This is a genomic window from Pseudomonas sp. MUP55, assembly GCF_034043515.1.
GTDB lineage: Bacteria > Pseudomonadota > Gammaproteobacteria > Pseudomonadales > Pseudomonadaceae > Aquipseudomonas.
This window is the reverse complement of the sequence record NZ_CP138214.1, coordinates 18,161-41,451: the sequence shown is the minus strand read 5'-3', so window position 1 is coordinate 41,451 and position 23,291 is coordinate 18,161. Positions and strand designations below refer to the sequence as shown.

16 protein-coding genes are annotated in these 23,291 nt (G+C 52.5%); 9 read left to right on the top strand and 7 right to left on the bottom strand.

The genetic code is table 11. The features are described from left to right. The first annotated feature begins 38 nt into the window (after window positions 1–38). Genes SC318_RS00155 through SC318_RS00130 form a run of 6 tightly spaced genes read left to right on the top strand, consistent with a single transcriptional unit; the run spans window position 39 to window position 6,734 of the window. The gene (locus SC318_RS00155) at window positions 39–2,075 is read left to right on the top strand and encodes a chemotaxis protein CheA (RefSeq protein WP_320429157.1); all 2,037 of its coding nucleotides are present in this window, start codon (window positions 39–41) and stop codon (window positions 2,073–2,075) included. A 29-nt stretch (window positions 2,076–2,104) separates the two neighbouring features. Further along, window positions 2,105–3,763, top strand: a complete 1,659-nt coding sequence (locus SC318_RS00150) for a methyl-accepting chemotaxis protein (protein ID WP_320429156.1) — start codon at window positions 2,105–2,107, stop codon at window positions 3,761–3,763. 37 nt (window positions 3,764–3,800) lie between these two features. Further along, on the top strand, window positions 3,801–4,340 hold the full coding sequence (locus SC318_RS00145) for a chemotaxis protein CheW (protein ID WP_320429155.1): 540 nt from the start codon (window positions 3,801–3,803) through the stop codon (window positions 4,338–4,340). Between the two features lie 9 nt (window positions 4,341–4,349). Further along, window positions 4,350–5,159 carry a CheR family methyltransferase gene (locus SC318_RS00140; RefSeq protein ID WP_320429154.1) on the top strand — a complete coding sequence of 270 codons (810 nt, stop codon included), beginning with the start codon at window positions 4,350–4,352 and terminating at the stop codon, window positions 5,157–5,159. Further along, window positions 5,156–5,689 carry a chemoreceptor glutamine deamidase CheD gene (gene cheD, locus SC318_RS00135; RefSeq protein WP_320429153.1) on the top strand — a complete coding sequence of 178 codons (534 nt, stop codon included), beginning with the start codon at window positions 5,156–5,158 and terminating at the stop codon, window positions 5,687–5,689. The genes SC318_RS00140 and cheD overlap by 4 nt, the downstream gene beginning before the upstream one ends. Beyond that, entirely contained in the window at window positions 5,652–6,734 is a 1,083-nt protein-coding gene (locus SC318_RS00130) for a protein-glutamate methylesterase/protein-glutamine glutaminase (RefSeq protein WP_320429152.1), read from the top strand. The genes cheD and SC318_RS00130 overlap by 38 nt, the downstream gene beginning before the upstream one ends. 927 nt (window positions 6,735–7,661) lie before the next feature. On the opposite strand, the gene SC318_RS00125 is transcribed toward SC318_RS00130, so the two are convergent. Continuing rightward, on the bottom strand, window positions 7,662–7,901 hold the full coding sequence (locus SC318_RS00125) for a hypothetical protein (RefSeq protein ID WP_284403798.1): 240 nt from the start codon (window positions 7,899–7,901) through the stop codon (window positions 7,662–7,664). A gap of 468 nt (window positions 7,902–8,369) precedes the next feature. Here SC318_RS00125 and SC318_RS00120 point away from each other — a divergent pair, with 468 nt between their 5' ends. Genes SC318_RS00120 through SC318_RS00110 form a run of 3 tightly spaced genes read left to right on the top strand, consistent with a single transcriptional unit; the run spans window position 8,370 to window position 11,781 of the window. Further along, window positions 8,370–9,926: a recombinase family protein gene (locus SC318_RS00120; RefSeq protein ID WP_320431302.1), complete on the top strand. Its 1,557-nt coding sequence runs from the start codon at window positions 8,370–8,372 to the stop codon at window positions 9,924–9,926. Beyond that, window positions 9,923–10,828: a plasmid partitioning protein RepB C-terminal domain-containing protein gene (locus SC318_RS00115; RefSeq protein WP_320429151.1), complete on the top strand. Its 906-nt coding sequence runs from the start codon at window positions 9,923–9,925 to the stop codon at window positions 10,826–10,828. The genes SC318_RS00120 and SC318_RS00115 overlap by 4 nt, the downstream gene beginning before the upstream one ends. Continuing rightward, window positions 10,828–11,781 carry a plasmid partitioning protein RepB C-terminal domain-containing protein gene (locus SC318_RS00110; protein ID WP_320429150.1) on the top strand — a complete coding sequence of 318 codons (954 nt, stop codon included), beginning with the start codon at window positions 10,828–10,830 and terminating at the stop codon, window positions 11,779–11,781. The genes SC318_RS00115 and SC318_RS00110 overlap by 1 nt, the downstream gene beginning before the upstream one ends. A gap of 401 nt (window positions 11,782–12,182) precedes the next feature. Here the strand turns inward: SC318_RS00110 and SC318_RS00105 are convergent, their stop codons facing one another. From SC318_RS00105 to SC318_RS00080, 6 genes are all read right to left on the bottom strand, one after another. After that, window positions 12,183–13,124: a hypothetical protein gene (locus tag SC318_RS00105; protein ID WP_320429149.1), complete on the bottom strand. Its 942-nt coding sequence runs from the start codon at window positions 13,122–13,124 to the stop codon at window positions 12,183–12,185. 140 nt (window positions 13,125–13,264) lie between these two features. Further along, complete coding sequence (locus SC318_RS00100) at window positions 13,265–14,200, bottom strand: hypothetical protein (RefSeq protein WP_320429148.1); 936 nt, start codon at window positions 14,198–14,200, stop codon at window positions 13,265–13,267. 204 nt (window positions 14,201–14,404) lie between these two features. After that, window positions 14,405–17,737 carry a GapS6b family protein gene (locus SC318_RS00095; protein WP_320429146.1) on the bottom strand — a complete coding sequence of 1,111 codons (3,333 nt, stop codon included), beginning with the start codon at window positions 17,735–17,737 and terminating at the stop codon, window positions 14,405–14,407. A 16-nt stretch (window positions 17,738–17,753) separates the two neighbouring features. Beyond that, window positions 17,754–18,095, bottom strand: a complete 342-nt coding sequence (locus tag SC318_RS00090) for a GapS6a family protein (RefSeq protein ID WP_320429145.1) — start codon at window positions 18,093–18,095, stop codon at window positions 17,754–17,756. A 242-nt stretch (window positions 18,096–18,337) separates the two neighbouring features. Further along, on the bottom strand, window positions 18,338–19,060 hold the full coding sequence (locus SC318_RS00085) for a hypothetical protein (RefSeq protein ID WP_320429144.1): 723 nt from the start codon (window positions 19,058–19,060) through the stop codon (window positions 18,338–18,340). Between the two features lie 227 nt (window positions 19,061–19,287). Continuing rightward, complete coding sequence (locus SC318_RS00080; RefSeq protein ID WP_320429143.1) at window positions 19,288–23,145, bottom strand: alpha/beta fold hydrolase; 3,858 nt, start codon at window positions 23,143–23,145, stop codon at window positions 19,288–19,290. Window positions 23,146–23,291: the final 146 nt, after the last annotated feature.

Genomic DNA, 23,291 nt, shown 5'->3' with positions numbered 1-23,291 from the left:
AGCGCCGCCAGCGTTCATTGTCGACAAGGAAAGTCCAAGTGATCAATCTCGATCAGGCACTGCAGACATTCATCGTGGAGGCGCGTGAGCTGTTGCAAGCCATGGAGCAATCCTTGCTGCAACTGGAAAACGAGCCCGGCGACCAGGATGCCATCGGCGCGATTTTTCGCGCCGCACATACCATCAAAGGCTCCGCCGGCCTGTTCGGTCTGTCGCCCATTGTGAGCTTTACGCACATCGTCGAGGATGTACTTGACCGTATTCGCGATGGCGAAGTGGCTGTGGACGCGGGGCTGATCGCCGTACTGCTCAAGTGCGGTGACCATATGCTCGAGCTGATCGAGGTCGTCGCCAACCGGGGCGAGGTACTCGACCCATCCGCGCTGGAGCGGGAAGCCACACTGCGTGCGACGCTGAGTGCCTATCAAACACCTGACACGCCGAGCGAAATCATCGAAACGACCGCAGCCGACACAGACGCGGCTACCGAAACGCTATGGCATCTGTCCCTGCGCTTTGGCGCGGATGTATTTCGCAATGGCATGGACCCGCTATCGTTCCTGCGCTATCTCGAAACCTTGGGGCAGATCACGCAGGTAGTTACGCTGACCGACCGCATTCCGGCGATGGACAGCTGGGACCCGGAAAGCTGTTATCTGGGCTTTGAAATTGAGCTGCGCTCAACCGCCAGCCACGCCGCCCTCAACGAAGTGTTCGACTTTGTGCGCGATGACTGCGAAGTGCACATCAGTGCCATCGACGAAATGCGTGACAGCCCTATGGCTGTGCGCACCGAAATGCCCGCGCAGCCGGAGCAGGGCACTCTGAGCGCATCACCGCAACGCTTGCCGGTGGCCACCGAACCAAAAACACGAGATGGCAGTTATGTGCGGGTCAACGCCGACAAGCTCGACGAGTTGATCAACCTGGTGGGTGAGCTGGTGATCGCCAGCGCCGGCGCGAGTCTACTGGCCCGTTCCTGTCAAAACGATCCCTTGCAGGAAGCCACCTCGACAGTATCCGGGCTGGTGGAAGAGATCCTTGATGGTGCGCTGCACCTGCGCATGATCCCGATTGGCGACACGTTCAACCGGTTTCGCCGCGTGGTGCGCGACGTCAGCCAGGAATTGGGCAAGGACATCGACCTGCTCATCAGCGGCGCCGAGACCGAGCTGGACAAGACCGTCGTCGAGAAGATCGGCGATCCGCTGATGCACCTGCTGCGCAACGCCATGGACCACGGAATCGAAAGCGCCGACGCCCGCCGTGCCGCCGGCAAATCGGCCAAGGGCCACCTGAGCCTTAACGCGTATCACGACTCGGGCAGCATCGTGATTGAGATCGCCGACGATGGGGCTGGCCTGAACCGCGAACGTATCCTTGAAAAGGCTCAAGAGCGCGGGCTCGTCCCCAGCGGCGCGGTGCTCACCGACCAGGAAATCTACAACCTGATCTTCGAAGCGGGCTTCTCCACCGCCGAAGCCGTTACCAGCCTTTCCGGGCGTGGCGTGGGCATGGACGTGGTCAAGCGCAACATTACCTTGTTGCGCGGGACGGTCGACCTGGACAGCCGTCCCGGGCAGGGCACCGTGGTACGTATTCGCTTGCCGCTGACACTGGCGATCATCAATGGCTTCCTGGTGGGGATCGACCACGCCACTTACGTGATTCCGCTGGACATGGTGCAGGAATGCATCGAACTGGATGAGCCTCAGCGCCAATCCAGCCGCGAACAGGGTTACCTGGACCTGCGCGGTGAAGTGTTGCCGCTGGTGGACCTGCGTGACCATTTCAGCCACGAGGGTCCCGCGGCCCGCCGTCAGAACGTCGTAGTGGTTCGCTACGCGGAGCACAAGGCGGGCTTGGTGGTGGATGACCTGCTCGGTGAGTTTCAGACCGTAATCAAACCCTTGGGCAAGCTGTTTGGCGCACTGCGCGGCATCAGCGGCTCGACCATATTGGGCAGCGGGGCGGTAGCCCTGATCCTGGATGTGCCGGCTTTGCTCAACCAACTCGTACAAATGGAAGCCCGCACGGCTCAGTCCGCTCAATCGCCACTGGTCGTCGTTCGCTGAAGTATCTGCAGTTCCATGGAGGTTCCCCGATGAAATGGTTTTACGATCTTAAAATTTCCACCAAGTTGGTCAGCTCATTCCTGGTGGTCCTGGCCCTCAGTGGGGCGATGGGCGGTTTCGCCGTACTTCAGCTCGGAGCGGTCAATCAGGCGGCTCAAGACATCAGGGGCAACTGGATGCCATCGATGCGTGCCGCGGCAGGCATGCGTTTCTACGCAGCGAACTACCGCTTGAAAGAAAACCGCCACCTCGCCTCTGAAGTGGCCGCGGACAAAGCGCTGGCCGAACGTGAAGCCGCCGAAGCTCGCCAGCAGTTCGAAACACGTATGGGGACCTACGAGCAATTGCTTTCGAACGAGGAAGATCGTCAGCTCCTGGCCAGCGTCAAAACGGCTTGGTCCTCCTACCTGGCAACCAGCAAGCAACTACTCGAATTTTCCCGTGAGAACCGCGAAAGCGAAGCCCGTGGGTTGCTCAGAGGTGAGTCCAAGGTGCATTTCGATGAAGTGACCGACCGCCTGCAAAAAATGATCGAGCTCAATGAGGGTGGCGCTACAGTTGCGGGTGACAAGGGCTCGGCGCTGTTCGAAAGCTCACGGTTGTCGATCATTGTGGCGCTGGTCGCCTCCTTGTTGATCGGTCTGGGCCTGGCGCTGTTCATCGCGCGGATCATCTCCCGCCCCTTGAAACAAGCAGCTCTGGCAGCCGAGCAACTGGCCGAAGGCAATCTCAGTGCTCGCATCGAGCAGGGCGCGAAGGACGAAACCGGCATGGTGCTCAATGCCATGCGCAACATGGTCGGCAAGCTGGCAACTATCATCGGCGAAGTGCGCAATGCGGCAGACAACCTCGCCAGCGCCTCCGAGCAAGTCAGCGCCACCGCGCAATCGATGAGTCAAGCGACCAGTGAACAGGCCGCCAGCGTCGAGGAAACCAGCGCGTCGGTAGAGCAGATGAGCGCGAGCATCAACCAGAACACCGAAAACGCCAAGGTCACCGATGGCATGGCCAGCAAGGCCGCCAAGGAAGCCACCGAGGGTGGCGAATCGGTCCAGCAAACGGTGGTGGCGATGAAGAAAATCGCCCAGCGCATCAGTATCATCGATGACATCGCCTATCAGACCAATCTGCTTGCGCTCAATGCGGCCATTGAGGCGGCCAGGGCGGGTGAGCACGGCAAGGGGTTTGCCGTGGTCGCCGCCGAAGTGCGCAAGCTGGCCGAACGCAGTCAGGTGGCTGCCCAGGAAATCGGTGAATTGTCTTCCAGCAGCGTGGACATGGCCGAGAAAGCCGGCAAGTTGCTCGACGAAATGGTGCCCTCAATCAACAAGACATCCGATCTGGTGCAGGAAATCAGTGCAGCGTCCGAAGAACAGGCCGCGGGCGTCGCGCAGATCAACACCGCGATGACTCAGCTCAATCAGGTGACTCAGCAGAACGCATCGAGCAGTGAAGAATTGGCCGCCACCGCCGAAGAGATGAGCGGCCAGGCCGAGCAACTGCAACAGGCCATGAGCTTCTTCGTACTCGATTCAACAACCAAAGCCGCGATTCAAAGCAGCCCAGCGGACGGCGCCGGCAGCAAGCCAACCCGCCAGCCACCACGTCCTGTACAACAAGCCCCTCGCAAGGCTTTCGCCTACAGCACGGCAGGTGCCCCGGACGAATCGGAATTCACCCGTTTCTGATCGCCAGAACTGATCCGGGCTCACAGGGAGTAGAGAGATGGGCGCAGTGATGACTACCCGCCAGACCGCCATCGCGGTCGACGAGGACGCGCAGTACCTGACCTTCATGCTCGGTGGCGAAATGTTCGCCATCGGCATTCTGGGGATCAAGGAGATTATCGAATACGGCAGCCTGACCGTGGTGCCGATGATGCCCGCCTTCGTGCGCGGCGTGATCAACCTGCGCGGCGCGGTGGTGCCGGTGGTGGACCTGTCGGCGCGTTTCGGCCGGCCGAACTCCGAGATCACGCGACGCTCGTGCGTCATTATCATCGAAGCCAGCAGCGAAGATGGTCAGCCGCAGGATATCGGGCTGCTGGTCGACACCGTGTCCGCCGTGCAGGAGATCCCTGCCGCACAGATCGAGCCGCCGCCCAGCTTCGGAGCGCGGATCCGCGCGGATTTCATCAGCGGCATGGCCAAGGTCGAGGGCAAATTCGTCATCGTGCTTGAGGTGGACAAGGTGCTGTCCATTGATGAGATGTCCAGTCTCGCCGAAGCTGGCCAAGCGCCGACACTCGACCTCGACCCGCGGTGAGGCCTGATCATGCCAGATACCTCACCATTGGATGATCGCGAATTCGGTCAGTTTCAGTCCTGGTTATACCGTGCGGCAGGCATCAACCTGTCGCCGGCCAAGAAGGCGCTTGTGGCCGGGCGGCTGTCCAAACGACTCAAGCACTATGAGCTCAAAAGTTACGGCGATTACTTCAAGCTGATCATGAGCGATCAGCGCAAAGGCGAGCTGCAAGTGGCGTTGGACCTGTTGACCACCAACGAAACCTATTTTTTTCGCGAGCCCAAGCACTTCGACTTCCTGCGTCAGCATGTTCTGCCCAACGCGGCACCCGGCAAGCTCTTCCGGTTGTGGAGCGCGGCCAGTTCCTCGGGCGAAGAACCTTACAGCCTGGCCATGACGCTCGCCGAAGGCCTGGGCACCACGCCCTGGGAAATCATCGGTTCCGACATCAGCACCCAGGTACTTGCCAAGGCACGCAACGGTCATTACCCCATGGAGCGCGCCAGCAATCTGCCCCAGCCGCTGTTGGTCAAATACTGCCTCAAGGGGGTAGGGCGTCAGCACGGCACCTTCCTCATCGACAAAACCCTGCGCAACCGGGTCAATTTTGTCCAGGTTAACCTGAACGAACCCTTGCCCGGCCTGGGTGAATTCGACGTAATCTTCTTGCGCAATGTAATGATCTATTTCGACCAGCAGACCAAGAGCCAAGTGGTCGCGCGACTGTTACCGCAGCTTAAATCGGGCGGCTACTTCATCATCAGCCACTCCGAAAGCCTCAACGGCGTGAATGACACGCTGAAGCTGGTGGCACCGTCGATTTACCGCAAGCCATGAAAAAGCCTGCCGATGCCGCCGAAGTGGTGCTGGCGCCTGGGGAAGTCAGCTTCGCGACGTGCCCGACGCGCTTGCGCACCTTGCTGGGGTCCTGTGTGGCAATCACCTTCTGGCATCCGCAACGGCGTATCGGCGGCATGTGCCACTTCATGCTGCCTGCGCGTAATCGCGGGGATCAGCCGCTGGATGGCAAATATGGTGATGAAGCGCTCGAGCTCCTGCTGCGTCATGCACGCGCCAACGGCACAAAGCCGCAGGACTATCAGGTCAAATTATTCGGCGGCGGCGAGATGTTTCCCGAACATCACCGCCAACTACCGGCGCGGGATGTTGCCAGCCTGAATATCCGTGCCGCACTGGCTTTGGCCGAGCGTCATCATCTACACCTGACGGCTCAGGACATGGGCAGTACCGGCTATCGCACTGTTTTGTTCGACCTGTGGAACGGCAACGTTTGGGTCCGGCACCAACCAATGGGAACACTCGAAAAAGATGCCTACCAAAAAAATCAGCGTGCTGTTGGTCGATGACTCGGCCGTGGTGCGCCAGGTACTGCTGGCGATTCTAAATGACACCCCGGATATCCACGTCATGGGAGCAGCCTCCGACCCCCTGTTTGCCATGGATAAGCTTGCTCGGGAATGGCCGGACGTCATCGTGCTGGATGTCGAGATGCCGCGCATGGACGGCATTACCTTTTTGAAAAAAATCATGAGCGAGCGACCAACACCTGTGGTGATCTGTTCTTCATTGACTCAGAAGGGCGCGGAAACTTCGATGCAGGCAATGTCGGCCGGCGCCGTGGAAATCATCACCAAACCCACCACCGGGCTGAAAAACTTCCTGATCGAGTCGGCTGCCGAGCTGGTGGCGGCGATCCGTGCCGCAGCGAACTCCAATGTTAAAAACCTGGGTAAACGCGTCGCCAAGCCAAGCCCGCCATCGGCTCCGGCCGGCAAGCTCAGCGCAGATGCGATCCTGCCTGCAGCCAATGGTCAGGCCATGGCCCAGACCACCGAACGCATCGTTGCCATTGGCACTTCCACCGGCGGTACCCAGGCGCTGGAGGCCGTGCTGACGGCCTTGCCAAGGGTGTGTCCAGGGATGGTGATCGTGCAGCACATGCCGGAAAAATTCACCGCATCCTTCGCCGAGCGCCTGAACAGTGTGTGCCAGATCGAAGTGCGTGAAGCACGCAACAATGACCGTATCCTGCCGGGCCTGGCGTTGATCGCACCCGGCGGCAAGCACCTGATGGTGACCCGCAGCGGCGCTTACTATCATGCCCAGGTCATCGATGGGCCGCTGGTCAACCGCCATCGCCCCTCGGTGGATGTGCTGTTTCGATCAGTGGCCAGGTTTGCCGGCAAGAACGCAACCGGCATCATCATGACCGGCATGGGCGATGACGGCGCTCGCGGCCTCAAGGAAATGCTCGACGCGGGCGCGTCTACTGTGGCTCAGGACGAGGCAACGTGCGTGGTGTTCGGCATGCCAAAAGAAGCCATCAAGCTCAATGCCGCCCAGCGCATCATGGCCTTGCAGGAGATTCATCAGGCCATCTTGTATAAATGAAGGCGCGTTATCGCCAGATGCAAAAAAGCCAACGCGCGAAGGCGTTGGCTTTTTTGTGGGACGTGATGCGTTAGTTCTGGATGTTCCCGGTTATGGTGGGAACATCACAGATGTAGGTTCACAAAATAGATGATTCGTGATGCTCAGTAAACGCGGGTGAAAAATCATCTTATCTGTGAGCACCGAGCCTGGGATTCACAGAAAAGATGAGAAAAACCTACTGGAGTCACAGAATAAATGCGCTCTCCGAACAGACGTAGTTTTTCGAGCATGGTTTTCATCAACGGTGGTTTTTGCCCTCGAGTAAGACTCAGGCTGGCGATGCTAGCCATGCAGTGTTTGGTCGTTGGGCGCCATTGACGTGGACCCAGCGCAAGTGCTGGAGAACCGGTAAAATGTATGTGATCCAGCGCGTCTCGCCATTCGCACCTCGGGATATGTCGCAGAGGCCACCTAGCGGAGGCTCAAGATTGCTTGAGCGTATGAGCGAAGGACGATATGCACTGGAGCCCGATTCGTACATGTGACGCAGCGTCCTCACGAACGCCTGCAAAGGAAGCCTCATTTCAGTCCCACCCTGGGTCTCGACATACAGAGCGTCGGCTCGATAACCTAAAATCGAGAAGTGCCGGGATTTCAGCCTATCTGGAGTGAGGAGAATGGTACCGCTGGTGAGATTTTGAAGTTGTGAGGATAAGTTGGAGGGAAGATTTTCGAAATTCATGATTTGATACTGAGGATGAGACTCAAGCATGCCTAGGTTAAAGTCACTTCCCAAGGACTTTTTTCAAGGCGTTCCTCTAAGGCACAGTGCTAGCTTTCTCAGCCTCATGAAGAAAGCGGAAGGCAGGTAGAACGTATCGCTTGAGAAACGAAACGGCGAGGGGATCCTCGCCGTTCGCTTAAGGACGCAGGCTTAGCCTTTCGTTAGGCTGAACGGCTAGTCAGCTGGCTGACTCGGCCTGGAGAAAGCTTGAAGATTTTTGCCACTTCTTTTTTGGGAAGACCGCGGCTAACAGCGGCGTTGATTTCCAGATCGCGAATTTGACGATCGCGCTTTTTGTTATCAGTGTCTCGGAGGGAGTGCAGAATCTGAACCTGTGTTTGCAGGCCAGCTACCTTTCGCTCCAATTCACGCACTCGGTGGTTGGTTACATTATCGCCCATGATATGATCACTTCGTTTGAGGATGGGTGGGTTTGTAGCTCCCCTCTAGAGTCGGCCTAGGTTCTTGCTGGAATGCAGGCTGGCTGTCGGAGGGAACGCTTCAAACCTTACCCATTTTTTTTTGGGTTACAAGCGAAATATTGGCAATAGTTAATACGACCTTAGTTTATTATTAAAGTAATTAATAAAATCAAACACTTAAGAGCTAGATACAAACAGCTATTAAATTATTAATATCGATAGATTTTATAAATCAATATTTTTACCAAAGCCTTCAGTCGATGTTGGCTCACAAAATAGATGAGAAAAGCCTACTCGGCTCACTGAAACGGTGCACGGCCAGTAGAGATACCCGCGCATCAGCCAGACCCCAAGACTCGTCACCATCTCGTCACAACGCATCGCTAAGCTGAATCGAATGGGCCAGCCTTCTCTGGCCTAGAGGAGGCCTACTTGCCCTCTCCGTCCATGCGAACAGATTCAACTGACTGCTCTGACAGCTTGGTGCCAGCTGCGGAGTACGTTCGCATGTCTACTGATCACCAACGCTACTCCACGGAAAACCAATCAGCAGCCATCCATGCTTACGCCATGAGCCACGGCATGAAAATCGTCAAAACTTACCAAGACGATGGGAAAAGTGGCCTAGATATCGGCGGCCGTGATGCTCTGCGTAGATTGCTTGACGACGTCCAGGCCGGACATACCCAGTATCAGGTGATTCTTGTCTATGACGTCAGTCGTTGGGGACGCTTTCAGAACACGGACGAAAGTGCCCACTATGAATACCTTTGCACCAGCTCCGGTATCAATGTGGTGTATTGCGCAGAGCCTTTTGAAAACGACGGCTCGCCTCTAGCAACCATTTACAAAGGCATCAAACGATCCATGGCTGGTGAGTACAGCCGAGAGCTTTCCCAAAAAGTCTTCGCTGGTCAGTGCCGCCTCGTTGAAAAAGGTTTTCATCAAGGCGGCCCGGCGGGATATGGATTGCGCCGCGCTTTGATCGATGAGAAAAGCGAATTCAAGGCAGAACTGTCGCGGGGCCAACAGAAAAGTCTCCAGACAGACAGGGTTATCTTAATTCCGGGACCCGAAACCGAAATCGAGGTGGTTCAACACATCTATCACCAGTTCATCCACAACGGGATGAGTGAGCACGATATTGCCGATGCACTGAACGCCGAGGGGCTGGTCACCGATTTCGAGCGCCCCTGGAGTAGAGGTAGCGTGCACCAAGTGCTGACCAACGAGAAATACATAGGTAACAACGTCTACAACAAAACATCCTCCAAACTACGTAAACGTATCAGCCGCAACCCACCCGAAAAGTGGGTTCGATGTGATGGGGCATTCCAGGGAATTGTCTCAGTGGAGGTGTTTGCAGCCGTTCGCGAAATCATCTTGCAACGCTCACGCCGCTTGGACGATGCACAACTGCTAGAACTGCTTCGCACCCTGTTACGGCGGGCGGGCTCTTTGTCCGGGATGCTCATCGATGACCAAGACCACATGCCCTCCAGCACGACCTATATAAATCGCTTCGGCGGCCTCTTACGTGCCTACACGCTTATCGGCTACACACCAGACCGAGACTATCGGTATTTGGAGGTCAATCGCTCCCTGCGGCAGCTGCATCCGCAGGTTCTTGAAGATGTTGTAAAACACTTCAAGCATGTGGGTGCCGGAGTCGAGCTCAATATTCAGAGTGACCTACTGACAATTAACGATGAATGGACAGCGTCTGTGGTCATCGCGCGCTGCCAATCCACACTGGCAGGTACTCTTCGCTGGAAGCTCCGGTTTGAAAACAGCCTGACACCCGACATCACCATCGCGGTACGCATGGAGCACGAAAATCTACAAGTGCGGGACTATTACCTCATCCCCAGTATGGATATGGGGGCGTGGCCGCGAAAAATGTCCGAAGAAAACAGCCCCTTAATAGACAGTTACCGTTTTGCAACGCTGGACGTACTTGATGGACTTGCTGCGCGTTGCTCGCTGAAGGAGGCACGTCAATGACTGTCCCATCATCCTCGCGTGATCGCGTCGCACTGATTCCGATATCACATATCCACATCCTCAATCCTCGCACGAGGAACAAGAAGGTTCACCGCGAGCTTATAGAAAACATAAAAACTGTAGGACTCAAGCGCCCCATTACCGTAAGTCTTAGAGCAACGCCTCTGGGGCAGATCAGCTACGACCTCGTGTGTGGGCAAGGCCGTCTTGAAGCATTTCTCGCGCTAGAAGCCACAGAAATTCCTGCGTTTGTGATTGATGCCGCAGAAGAGGACTGCTTGGTCATGAGCCTGGTGGAGAACGTAGCTCGAAGGCAGCATCGTCCGATAGACCTTATGAACGAGGTCGGGCGCCTGAAACAACGGGGCAAAACCGATGAGGCGATCGCAGTAATAATTGGCAGCACGGCCTCTTGGGTCAGCATGATTGTTGGTCTATTTGAACGCGGTGAAGAAAGACTCCTATCAGCAGTTGAGACAGGGCTAATACCTCTAAGCATGGCAGCCGATATCGCCCGTAGCAGTGAAAGCGACATTCAAAACCTACTTACTGACGCCTACGAGCGCGGAATAAAAGGAAAGAAGATTACCAAGCTGCGTCACCTTTTAGAGCTACGTGCCAAGAAAGACAAACTGGTGCGGGGAAGCCCACTGGGTCGTGATAGCCAGAATAAGAAGAAAAGGCTGACGTCCGCAGACTTGAGAAAACTATTCGAACGAGAAGCCGAGCGGCAGCGCCTGATGGTTAAAAAGGCTGCTTTTACCCATGAACGGGTCATTTTCTCCATTCAGGCGATTAAAGAACTCTTGGCGGTTAGTGATTTCGAAAAGCTTCTTTCTACAGAGCAACTGAGTTCGATGCCCAAGCTGATACAGGCTCGGCTTCGCAATGGGGGACTGTGATGTCTGAGAAATGGCTCGAAACCGCGGCCCCTCAGTCGACTCACACTCTAAAAAATGCTTTTTTAGATGAGTGCGTTCGAGTCAAAATAGCCAATATCCTGCCGCTTAAAATGTCACGGTCCGCGGTAAAAGAAAGCCTGAAATATCAGCAAATCCTCGCGTCGATCCAGGACGTCGGACTGGTGGAACCACCCGCTGTAACACCAGTACCTGGCCGCGCCGGACATTACTTTTTGGTTGATGGGCACCTGCGTATTGAAGCGCTCAAGGATCTAGGTGAATTGGAAGTCGATTGCCTCGTAGCAACGGACGATGACACCTACTCATATAACAAGCGCACCAACAGATTATCTGCCGTCCAAAGTAACAAAATGATAGTGCGGGCGATGGAGCGTGGGGTCTCTGCGGAGCGGCTTGGCAAAGCGCTTGGATTGGCACCGGAGACAATCAAGCAAAAATTTCGCCTGTTAAATGGCATTTGCGCAGAAGCTATTTCGCTCCTGGGCGACACAGACTGCCCCGCAAACGTATTCCATCTTCTGCGACAGATGAAACCATTGAGGCAAATCGAAGCGGCTGAATTGATGATTGGAAATAAAAATCTTTCTGTCCTGCTCGCTAAAGCACTTTTGGCTGCCACTCCATCAGACCTGTTAGTAGTACCTAGAAGCCCCCAACCTGATCAGCAGATATCTGCAGAGTCAATTGCTCGGCTAGAGCGTGAGCTCGCCGCCCTACAGATGCAAATCAAAACAGTGGAGGAGAGCTACGGACCTGACGTACTTCATCTCACGGTCATCAAAGGCTACCTAGCTAAGCTTCTCGCCAACGCAGCGGTCGTTCGGTGGCTGGCCAGGCATCAACCTGAGTACCTGAAAGAATTTCAATCTATCGCCGAGCTGAAGGAGCTCCCTTGGGAAAGTGATGAATCAAACTCTGCCGTAAAAGGTTAATTTAGCTAGTTCAGTTGAAACTTTCAGATATACGATCAACGCTTTTCGCTCCTAAAGCAGTCGTTTAAAAAGTCATTCCTAGTGACCAGACCGAAATCCACGCCGACAAAAGCTCTGTCAACTCGACCATCATCGTTGATGAGAGCCTGGGTAGCCGCTCCTGCTTGAGATTAGCAACTGCCTGAAAGAAGCACCTCATTGCTCCTGTGAGCCCGTATGGCTTGCCCACTTACCTGCACGCAATTATCGCCGATCGGTAAATTTCCTCCGTCCGTGTGAAAATTGAGGCCAAATGATCTGATGACTGTGCTTTGATAGCAGGCGAGCCACACATATGCACTCGTATTCCTAATACGAACCTCGGTGATCCGACCTATAATTCGGGGGGCGGACTTAACTGACTACCTAGTCAACTCCACAAATTGGGATGAGACTTGCGCCTGGTCTAAAGCCGATATAACCCGGGTAATAGCAAGCAACGGATCCCGGGAAACGCTCTTGAGAGAAATGGAGAGCGTTTCGGTCATCGTAGGTGCCGCTGCTAGCTCACGACTAATTAATGCTCCCAACCTAATCGAAGAATGATGAGCTCGAATGGTTGCTGAGTATGGTTGCTCGGTTCTCTCGTACCGCATTGAGGACGAACACATTACATCGTCTATTAACTGAGCAGGCAGAGATGGCTTCCCCGCGTCTTTCCAAGCTGTATGTAATGCCCCTCTTAAATCATGCCCCGCCGAGCCTTCTATTTTCACGCCTAAAGGGAAAAGCACTTCCTTCATAGCCTTTTCGATAAAATGTAAAGACTCCCATCTCGCCATGGCATAATGTGCAGCACCATCATAAATGCATCGCGCAGCGCTCTCCAGGTGAGCAACTATAGATGTATCTATACGACATATTAACTCCAAAGCGTCATAAAATTCATTATATTCGCTCTCTAGCAAAGAGAACTTACTTGAAGATATTGCAGAAGCAGCTCGATCGGACAACTCAACTACCGCTTCAGTTACCGGCATTTTTTCCTCCCGTAGCGCCGGCATCCTCAACAAAAAAGGCGCACCATGTACAGTATAAGCAATTGATGGTAGGCAGTATGAGATATGAGCTCTTTTAGAATAAAATCCATCTATCCAGTTGATTACGTTAGTACCAGCAGAATCACACGTAGAACCAATAATTAACGCATGGCCGTCTGAACAAATAATATCTGCAGCTATGAATATCGCTACCGCTGGATCGGAGCCTTTTGCAGCCACTCTCTGGATGACATATTTCATATAATTATCGAAATTTCCATTTCCTGCATCCAGTTCAGTTTGTGTAATTTCTTGTTTTTGCATTGGATCACTCTTTAATTTTTACAAGTCAAAGTTTACGCCACACTCAATAATATCTTAACAGCTTATAAAAAATTATCACACCACGAACAATTCCGTATTCATACATATACAAGCTTACCGAAACTTAAGTGTACAAATCACTAAAGCTTTAGCAGCGCGCTTCCGATAATGCCCAGCATTAGGATAGCAGTAGCAATGCCCGTCAACGCGGTCAACGGTTTCTTATCGATATTCAAATGAGGCAGTACTGTTCTTTTTATTTTGTTTACCCTAACCATCAACCATGCTGCGGCATAAGCTAACAAGTATGCCCATAACCAAATAGACGTCATGAGGCTTGAGATAAAAAAGACACCTTCAGGAAACATGTATGTGACTACAGTCTCCAATGGCTGATCAAATTGAAAAGTGTTAGCACTCGTTTGGTGCCCTGCCGAAAAGTCGAAATCTCTGACAACTTTCATACCCATCGAAATCTGCGTCGGATTGGACCATATCTTGACTGAGTCGAATGGACTTAATAAAAAATCACTCGATATGATTAATCTGAAAAGTGAGATACCTATGTAATACAACGTTATTGAACCTATTAAATCAAAGATCAATGCAGCGAAAAATGACCTCTTTCCTTTTGCTACAGTCGTTCTGTAGATTTTCCTCGTCATACTGATCGATAGGTAGTCAACTATCAAAACCACAAAAAACGCAATGATTGCAAGATCCCTCAGATTTGACGTATCGGTCATCATGAATAGCGCATTCTTAAACGCTGGAAAGGTATACGCGTAGTTCAGGGTAAAGCATACTCCCCATATCGAAGTCAGGCTGACGCTGACGACAAATGAACGAAGGGAAAAAATCTTTTTCCCAAATAGGGTGTTGTTCAGACTCAAATAGAGCTCGAGCACCTTACGCGTCCCCTTACGAAAATCTCCCGTCAGCAAACGATTTCCCATCTTTGCGCGACTAGCTTCTGAGAACGTCTCCTCAACGAGGACAAAAACGCGGTGCAACCCCAAGATAGATCCAAGTAGGATAAGTAGTGAGCCAGGCAGAGCTTGAAGGTGTGCGAACATATTTTTACCATTGAAGCAATTAGAGGGATAGCTATCAAAACAATGCATCAGCACTAAAGGAGCCTATTAGACTAAGCATTGAGTAACTGTTGAACCAAATACGAATGAAATTGGAACTGCGCGGGCTCGCCTTCTACGCACTGAACCAATCCTAATGTCCTGCTTTTTGTACTAAAACCCTCACTATTCCGTAGGTCAGATTCCTTAGCCAGCTCTATCAGACTCAAATCGCATCGTATCCAAAATAGTCTGTAGGTTTTGCGTAATCACGTGGAGATCCATGAAATGCCCCCGAGCGAAGTCCACGAAATTACGGGACAAGTATTCAAGGAAAGGTTGGTACCAGTCGCTCCTAAGCATCATTTGGGCCATCGCCATAGCCAGTCGCGACTCGGCACTTCCTTTATCAGACAAGTCGAGGTATAGATCCAATCCGTGATTGAAAACATGAAACGTATAAGTCATACAAGGCGTATACCTCGGCGATACAGAACTAAAGTCCCTACCGAACAGAAAACGGCTGCCAAGATGTGAATGAATAGTATCGAGGAGGAGCTTTGGTCGTCCCTCGCCCGTAAAAATCTGACGACCATGATTCTGTATGATTTTGTACAGAATGAATCCAGCCAACGTATTTGGAGTTGATGCAAGAGACATGATGTCCCCGAACGTGAGCGGCAAAGGAAGGGTCCCAAGCGCATATCGTATAAGACCGTGGCGCATTTGCTCAAAGTCAAACGATGTGCTGGCCATAGCTCGAAGCACGACAGCTTGCACATTGACGATGGGGTGCTTATTCGCATTGTGGAGTGCGGCAAAGGCACCATCCAGGCATAACCAAGGAATATCGTTGGCTAAGGAGAGCTGCATAGCATCGTAGACCGTGAAGTCGATGCCGTCTTTGATGGTGTAGACCTCAAGTTCTACGTCATGCGCGGCTGGATGAACTACGGTCCCCTTATCGAGGATCAGCCTTAAGGCTTTGAGGATATGAGCATCGCGTTCGCGCAAATCTGCCGCTGTCGTTCGAAAGAGCCTGCCACCGTCAGTGACGCCCAAGAGCATGAACTTCTCGTGGGATATCTCGTCAACGAATCGCTGAAGTGCCTCTTTGGTCGCTGCGGGTATGACAAACGAAATACCAATATCCCAAAAGCGCTGTGCAAGATCCGTTACCGCTAGGTAGCCAATACTGTAAGCATCAAGTACAACCGCATTCGGCTCTGCAATCCCTGCATCCCAAAGTGGTGATTTGGGTATTTGAGCGTCAGTCCAACAATTCAGGGCCCCTTTGAAAGGGTCAGACGGATATAAAGCGTGACCTCGGATATACAACGGAACACCGTCCACCGTTTCGAGATGCTGACGCCTATCGGAGCCTTGCGCCATTTTCTCTTCCAGCAAAGGGACGAATTCACTCGGGTCGGAGGGCATCTGCATCATTGTGAAGCAATCACTGCCATCGTTGTGGATCTGCCGTAACCTGAGCGCGAGACGTAAGCACGCCACATAAGGAGGAAATCGCTCTTCGACCTTGTAGGCCGTCATGTTTAGATTGGCGCTTTCTCCAACCGCCAGACTCTGTAGCAACTGTCCCAACTGACTAGACGCTTTCAGTGTGCACTCACCGGGCTCCCGTTCATCGTTGACGATGAGGCGAATCAGGCTGTTCCCTTCCTGCTCATATTGAACAGCTCCAATACAGTCACCAAGTGAGGGAGAAACGTCAAATTCTGGCCTGGGCTGTGTACCGAGCCCAAAATGGAAATTGACGAAATCTACAGAATGGCCACGCGGATCTTGAATAAACCATTCAACCCAGCGGGCTTCTGCACGTTTGAAATTTCCCGCTCTACTGAGAAAGTAAAGAATCCCTTTAACTTCCCGTGATGGCTTTAGTAGCACTGATCCAGGGATCCGCTGCTGAAATTCTTGCTGCTCGCCCAGGCTCCGATAGCGATCAAGCAAATAGCAGGTTCGATACCAAGCCCATGGCATCTCGGGTTCGAGCTCAATCATCGACTCGCCAAACTTAATAGCTGATTCAATATCACCTGCTTGTTCGGCCTTCAGTGACTGAAAATTCAAAAGCATCACGGATTGTTCCGCTCCTTTGACTCTCGAAATTAGGCCGTCAAAAGATTTGTATTGCCCTGTTTCAAGCAAGCATTTCAAGTACGTCACAACATAAGGAGAAGGCCATAGTGCATCTTCTGGTATCAGAGGAGTGGTAATGTTGAGCGCCTTGTGCGGAAGCTTCAGGGCGTAAAGTTTCTCCGCAAGCTCAAACAGTCCTTCTGGCGTGATTGAAGGCAACACGGCATTCCACTCGGCCACGAATCGATCGACTTGTTCACCCAGTTCTTGCCGCTGCATTGGGTCATCACACTGTCCTGCATGCTGGAAGGTGCCCGCGACAAGCCTTATGTAGGCTTCCTCCATTTCAGAGGCATCAGTCAGAATGCGCTCACGAGCCAGCCACTTCTCAAGCTCAACCGGTTTGGCAAGCTCAATGAATGGACCGACCTCTTCAAGTTGATGCGCGCCCGCTTCGAGAAACCGCTGGCACCATTCGTGCCTCTTTTGAGGGTTTCTAGAGGTCTCCTTCAGATCCTTCTGCGACTGAGGAAGATGAGCGTCATCCCCTGCCAAAGCCTTAAACCTAGAAATTTCCTCTGATCGCATTGGATCAAGATGCTGAAGGCATTTTTTTAACGCATCGAATAATCTCGCAGATTGATAACCATGGTAAATCCTGAATATCGAGCAACCCAATTCATGGACGCGGACATCAGTCCCCGACTCCGCAAGTAGCTTGATTACCCGCTCAGTGAGCTCGTCCAGTCGCTCCTTCACCGCCGGCTGGGTTAGCCAGAAATGTCGCTCGACGAGGTCAGGATTGAGTGCAACGCCAGTGGCGATCGCCAAAAGCACCCTGGAATTGTATGAGCCAAAGTTCAGATCAAGCTGCTCGGCCATTCGAATTGACAGATCTATCAGTTGCAGTCGAAGGGCCCCTTCAACGACACCAGTGAGCACCTCCTCCGCCGGAAAACCTTTACTAGAAGCTTGCAATTGCTCCTCATCCGCGTAGTAGCGCAGATAGGCTTCTTTGGTATAAACACCAGGAGATGGTTCGGTCGAGTAGAGCTCCTTCGCCGCCGACTCACGCTCGGTACTGTGGGACAGCCGCAACAGAGCAGCCAAGCAAACGTCCCTAACAATTGGATTCGTAGCCGTCGAAATGATCCTTGCCACAGTCTTCCAAGCGGCATCGTGATCTTTAGTTTCAACGAGCCCACCATAAATGGAAATTACCTCCATCAAAGCTGCGGCTTCAGGATCTCGTTGAGCGATCGCTTTGAGCATGACCATCTGAGTCTTGGCAGTAACACTGTCCTTTTGCCGCAGGCTCTCAAATACCATTTCCATGGGAGCTATGAGATCGGCTGGGGCAAGCGATTTGATCTCATTTATGATCTTGTCACGCCCAACATTGTCCCCGGTACCGCTGTGATGCTGCTCAAATGTACTCACGCGCAATCCTTGAAGGTCACTGGACTATTTTGTTCCCAGCTATGTTGTCACCGCTACCGCTATGGGTCTGCGTAACGCTAGAGATTGTGGATGGCGCAACCACCACGGCATTTGCATTGATGTCGTGAATCAGGGCGGTAATGCCCGGTGATTGCTCGAGACGACGGTAGATGGCCACCTCGCTTAACTCGTCGTCGATACCAAGTTTCGTTAGCTCAGTAGCGACGGCTTCGGCAACAATATCCTCCTTGATCCACTGGCCGAGGCGCTCTTTGAGAACACCTGCACTCAGCTTCAGACCATGCTTCAGAACGTCATAGACGGTGCTTGCGATAACTCCGGTAGTAATAAAGTCCATTCCGGCAACTCCTAATGCATAGCGAAAAGGTTCTGGACGGGGTCACCAAACGAGCTTGGACTGGGTAGTGCCGCCCTTGACAAAAGAGATGAACTTCCTTCGTAGCTGGAAGGGGCATCTGGCCACCACTATAAAGTAGAATTTATGAACAACATTGATAATGTTGAGCTCATGAAATTTTATTCCTATGGTCCCTCCATACCCGATACCCTTCTGGAACGCTGTGATGCTGGTCGCGTCGCCTAGAGCTGCGTCAGCCAGATCATGCACACAGCGCCAGTGAATACGGCAAGCCAAAGGAACGTATTCTCCCGATCAATAATCGCCAGCAGTCGGGCGAACTGGATAGGGATGATAATGGTCACTACTGAAAGAATGAGCATGGGCGTAGTAATAATCCAAGTCATCATGTAGTAAACCAGAAAGGAAGCAAAACACAACGAAGAATAAAGGGCGCCGATGATCAACGGGTGAAACGAGGCCACAGTTGAGTACCAAGTACCTGGAAGCTGTTTCAGGGGCAATACCAAAGCCTGCGTAAATGGCGTATCAAGCAGAGTGTCGAGCAGTCCCATGAGTATGGGACCGGATACCATCAGTGAATGGGTTTTCCAGTGCTGCGTAAGGGTAGCCTTGTGATCGACGGCCCACTTAATCGAAAACCAGAACAAGAATGTCAGCATGAATAACTGCGAGAAAGATAACACGGCGCCCGATTTTTCCGGAAAAAGACGTATAACAACCAAGAAGAGGCCGAACATAGCTAGACAAGCCCAGCCATAAATCTTACGCAGGAGCTCAAGCCCCGAGCGTACTGTTGCGTTCTCCAAGTGCTCGTTGATGCGTGTGTAGCTGCCTTCAATAGTGGTCAGAAACGCGTCGATTTTAGGGTTGCGGCGAATCTTGTCACCTATGCAATAGGTAGCGCAGAGATACATGATGCAGTTTAATATGATCTTAAGCATGGCTGATTGGGTCGCAAAAAATTTAAATTCATAGGGATGACGAGTAAAATGTTTATGGTTTTTCAGCCAACTCTCTATCGGGCCGACTTAACCAAAGAACCTTCCGACGTTAACAAAACACTAACATTTACCTGTTCAGTTTAGGTAACAGAAACACCTACCCGATGGTCCTGATCACAATAGCTTTCCCCCTAGATGAAGGCACCGCCGAGTCCTCGCAGGGTAGTTCATGACGCAAAAAATTGCGCTGACTCATCGACGAATAGCTCGCCTCGCGCAGCTTCTACCTGCCGGATGAACCATACGGCGTTTTCATTCTTCAGTTGCACCATACCTTTGAGTAGATTGATCAAATCGTAACGTGGATGCGCTCTGAGGCAGTTACCGACATAGCGATAATGGTGCAGGTTCATTTCATTCTCAAGCACTCGCTCAATCAACACGGCGTGCGCGCGACGGTGTAGCGGGTTGCTCGATTTACTCAATTGATAAAGTAATTGTTCTTGATTAATGTCTTCGCAATATATAGCTCTGATCAAAGCCGACTCAGGAAAAAACTCAAAGCAATCACTGAACACACGCGGAATCAGCGCAGCTAACTTTGGCGTCGCAAGCATCTTCTCAAAAAGTTCAGGGTGGTAGAGTTTGACGCTTTTCATGGCACTTAAAACCTCTTCCTTTCTAACCTCCTCGGCTGAGCAATGGTTAAGAACGAAATGGATAGCTAGCTCAGGAATCCTTGCCAGCATAACGGGAGAAAAATGACTATCCCAATCTCGATACGCAACATAGGACACGACATAAACATCAAAAGGAAATGACTTACTGTTGATCTCGATTTGGATTTGCGACTGTGTTTCTCTTTGCCAGGACGTATAGAGCTTAAGCACTTGCTCTAAGTGAACATGTGGAAGTGAAAAGGACATGCGGCTTAAAAACTCAACGATGCTGCGCATTCCACCTGGTTTTGCTTTGGCGACTGCGGCTATAGCGTCTTGGACTGCCTTAGGCTGCATCTGCCCTTTAAAACGGCTCCAAATTTCAGGGATTATCGTATCGGGCACACAGTCTAGAAATGCCATGTACTCAAGAGCAGGAATCACGTGAAGATTGTCGAAGGTGGGCGGTAAGTCGGCGATCAAGGTCGGCAACATTGTTACCCCGTGGCGTGCAATGAGAACTCGCCAACCGATGTAGTGATGGCCTGCTGCGATCCATTGTCTTGCTGTTTCATCATCAATATCGAGCGATACGACTTCTTCCAATTTGTGGTGGTGGGTATTGCCGGGCAGGGCAAAGGCGACTTTTTGGAATTCCGCGACCCATTTGTCCCCAAGCTCTACGATCATGTACGCCAGCAGCTTTTGAGCGTCCGGACTCATATTGTCAAATTCTGCCAGCAGAACGTTTAATGTCCGATCATCGCCACAATCCAAGATCACCTGATTAATGTCGAGCCAGCCGCTTGAGCCTCGAGAAATAACTTCGTCAACTATGCGGCCATAGTTTCGCGCGATCAGGATAGCCAGTGCAGTGTTGGAACGTCGTTTGGCGGTTAGCCGAAGCTTCCAGGGATAATTTTTGAGCAACTCGTCCAAGCGCTCAGTACCCCATCGTGGCACTTCAGGGCTGCAGGCAAGTGCGGTCGCCAGCGCTTCTTCCCAAGTGATTTTACCAGCCGCCGCCATCTGCTCCAGCCAACCAACCCATTGCTCCCCCCCTTTCCTGGCAAGAGCGTCAAGTAGATACTCCGTCCCTGATGAACCTAACCATTCGGAGACGATACCTCTCTGGGCAAAAAGGTCTGTTGTATCCAAAATGTGTGCCCATATTGGCAGGACCGCTTTCTGCCTATACAACTCGCTTAGCGTCGACAAAGCTTGACGCAGATACTGAGGCCTCCGGCTTAGCAAACTCGCAAGCGCAGCCCGTCCTCTCACCGCCAGGCGAGGATCCGAAAATGCTCGCTCCAGATCAGATACCAAGACCGGGTGTGGTTGCTGCAATCCGATGCTCGCATCAAGCTCGGCTGCAAGTAATAGGTCGTTCGCTACTGTCTGCGCGATGAGCGACGGATCAGCAGGTTGGCCCGATTGAATCGCGAGGCTGTAGCTTTCCCGAGTCGATAATTGATTGATGGCCTCACACCTTCCAATTCCTTGCAGGAGCCCGCATCCACAGAGCCAGCTCCAATAAAGGTCATGCACTGGCACCGCTAGCCCGCTGCGATTTGTGATGGAACCCAACGATTCGAGAAGACGTACGGGCTCAGCAATGCCAAGCTGTGTGGCTTCTATGCGAAGTTGTGAAACCAAGCGGCTATAAGATCGATCGCCTGAAATGCTTACCACCGCTACCGCACGACTCAATGCATTGCTAAATTGCTCGGGCATATTGCGGGCTAAGCGATTATGAAAATCGTTAAGAAGGGCTCCACTTGCCGAACCTGTGTTCCCTGATAGTACGTATAGAGACAACAACAGAGGTAGACGCAAGAGGTCGAGTAGGTCACCAGGAATATCGGATTGACCTGGCCTTGCCTTGGCCACGGTTTGCGCGACCAACTGCGAAGGGAATGGCTCAAGCGCCCAGACTTTAAAGACCGTGTCGCCGACATCGGAATGCCGGGCATTGGCTATTACGCGTGCACCCTGCAGCACTCTAAGTGCTTTAAACTTTTCTCCAATGTTTTCCCCTATTGCGAACTCTGACCACCCGTCGATGCAGATGCAGACTCTCGGATCGCGCAACACCATATCCGGTGAAACGACTGAGGACAGATCGGTGATGATTCCCTTAACCTGATCCCAAGTAGTCAGCCCCCCGAGTGGAAGGAACAAAGGAACGACATCTGAGCGTTCTAGCAGTCGATCTGCCATTTGCCAAAGCGCGTGAGTCTTGCCAGAACCGGGGGTTGCGACAACAAGGTGCTTGGGTTCCGCCAAAGTTGTCAGTTTCCCAATGGGCCATCTGATTAACGAATCCTCACCTAAATCACTAACTTCGACTACAACGCGGTCAAACGATGTCAACGCAATCAGGGCTTGGGATGCAGCAACTGGCGCGTCCGGGAACAGCGATGTAATGGAAGGGGGCAGTCCTCCATCAAGCAGTTCGCGTGCTAACTGGCGCAGTTGCGTTAGATGTGGGGGCGAGGCAGAGGTTTTCTCTTCCAGCGAGGAATGTTTGGCGACGCAGCTCAGATCCTCGCGCTCCTCAGCAGCAGGCTTTGTCGTCAAAACAGAGAGTTGCGCATCAGATGTTTGAGCACCTGCTGGAAATGTTGAGGTGATCGCCGGGATACCTTCGATTGTCGCGAGCATCGCTTTGTAGATGAGCGCTTCGCGGCTTCTTGGCTTGGCAATCTGGATGTGGTCGTCGTCGAGCGGTATAGGTGTAACGCCAGCAATTTGAGGATCACTGCTGTTACGGTCGACGATCATGATGCGGGGGCCGAACGCAAAACCGCAAAACTTTCGACCTAGAAAAACACCCTGGGTCTCGAAAAAAACCTTTACCTGAAATTTCAAATCATCCTGCAGCTTTTGGAACTGGCCATTGAGGATCTTCAACCAGGCATCGTCCTCTCTCATGTTATGCACTTGTTGGTTAATACGTAGCGCACCTGACACTGCTGCTGCCACGGTCGCTAAGGCGGAGCCTTGATGAGGTGTGCCCACAAAAACAATTGCTGATATACACTGAAGGACTTGCAGGAATTTTTGGTCTTGCAAAGTAGATGCGTGCACCAGTCCTGCCTTAATGACCAACCCACCAAGACTGTGGCCGACCAAGATTATGCGTCGTCCGGAAAGTGCCTTTTCATACAGCAACGCGGACATGAATGCTGTGCCCAGATCCGTAAGATGCATCGCACTGGCAGTCCACCCCGAGAGTGCGGCACCGTACTTGAGTAGCCATACATTGCATAGCGCGTCTTCCCCAACCCATTTAGGCCACAGCGTCGTGTGATCAAGAGGATTGGACATCCACGTCTCACGCACGTCACCACCTAGGCCGTGGACGAACACTACATGTACCGCGTCTAACGATTCTGTCACGTGTACTCGGGTTAATTCTGCCATTGCAATCTCATCGACACATTAAGTGGCTTGCGGGTTTGGTGCTGATTCAGCTCCAGCCACCATGGGAGCGACAGGATCGTGCAATCACACGCTGCTTAAGGCTTGTTTGCAAAATGGGGGGCGTTTTTGTAGTGGTCAAAAATCCG

What these genes read in the sequence shown, in the direction of transcription:
- SC318_RS00150 (WP_320429156.1), top strand. Translation starts at nt 2,105, where the DNA reads ATGAAATGGTTTTACGATCTTAAAATTTCCACCAAGTTGGTCAGCTCA.
- SC318_RS00145 (WP_320429155.1), top strand. Translation starts at nt 3,801, where the DNA reads ATGGGCGCAGTGATGACTACCCGCCAGACCGCCATCGCGGTCGACGAG.
- SC318_RS00140 (WP_320429154.1), top strand. Translation starts at nt 4,350, where the DNA reads ATGCCAGATACCTCACCATTGGATGATCGCGAATTCGGTCAGTTTCAG.
- cheD (WP_320429153.1), top strand. Translation starts at nt 5,156, where the DNA reads ATGAAAAAGCCTGCCGATGCCGCCGAAGTGGTGCTGGCGCCTGGGGAA.
- SC318_RS00130 (WP_320429152.1), top strand. Translation starts at nt 5,652, where the DNA reads ATGCCTACCAAAAAAATCAGCGTGCTGTTGGTCGATGACTCGGCCGTG.
- SC318_RS00125 (WP_284403798.1), bottom strand. Translation starts at nt 7,901, where the DNA reads ATGGGCGATAATGTAACCAACCACCGAGTGCGTGAATTGGAGCGAAAG.
- SC318_RS00120 (WP_320431302.1), top strand. Translation starts at nt 8,370, where the DNA reads ATGCGAACAGATTCAACTGACTGCTCTGACAGCTTGGTGCCAGCTGCG.
- SC318_RS00115 (WP_320429151.1), top strand. Translation starts at nt 9,923, where the DNA reads ATGACTGTCCCATCATCCTCGCGTGATCGCGTCGCACTGATTCCGATA.
- SC318_RS00110 (WP_320429150.1), top strand. Translation starts at nt 10,828, where the DNA reads ATGTCTGAGAAATGGCTCGAAACCGCGGCCCCTCAGTCGACTCACACT.
- SC318_RS00105 (WP_320429149.1), bottom strand. Translation starts at nt 13,124, where the DNA reads ATGCAAAAACAAGAAATTACACAAACTGAACTGGATGCAGGAAATGGA.
- SC318_RS00100 (WP_320429148.1), bottom strand. Translation starts at nt 14,200, where the DNA reads ATGTTCGCACACCTTCAAGCTCTGCCTGGCTCACTACTTATCCTACTT.
- SC318_RS00090 (WP_320429145.1), bottom strand. Translation starts at nt 18,095, where the DNA reads ATGGACTTTATTACTACCGGAGTTATCGCAAGCACCGTCTATGACGTT.
- SC318_RS00085 (WP_320429144.1), bottom strand. Translation starts at nt 19,060, where the DNA reads ATGCTTAAGATCATATTAAACTGCATCATGTATCTCTGCGCTACCTAT.
- SC318_RS00080 (WP_320429143.1), bottom strand. Translation starts at nt 23,145, where the DNA reads ATGGCAGAATTAACCCGAGTACACGTGACAGAATCGTTAGACGCGGTA.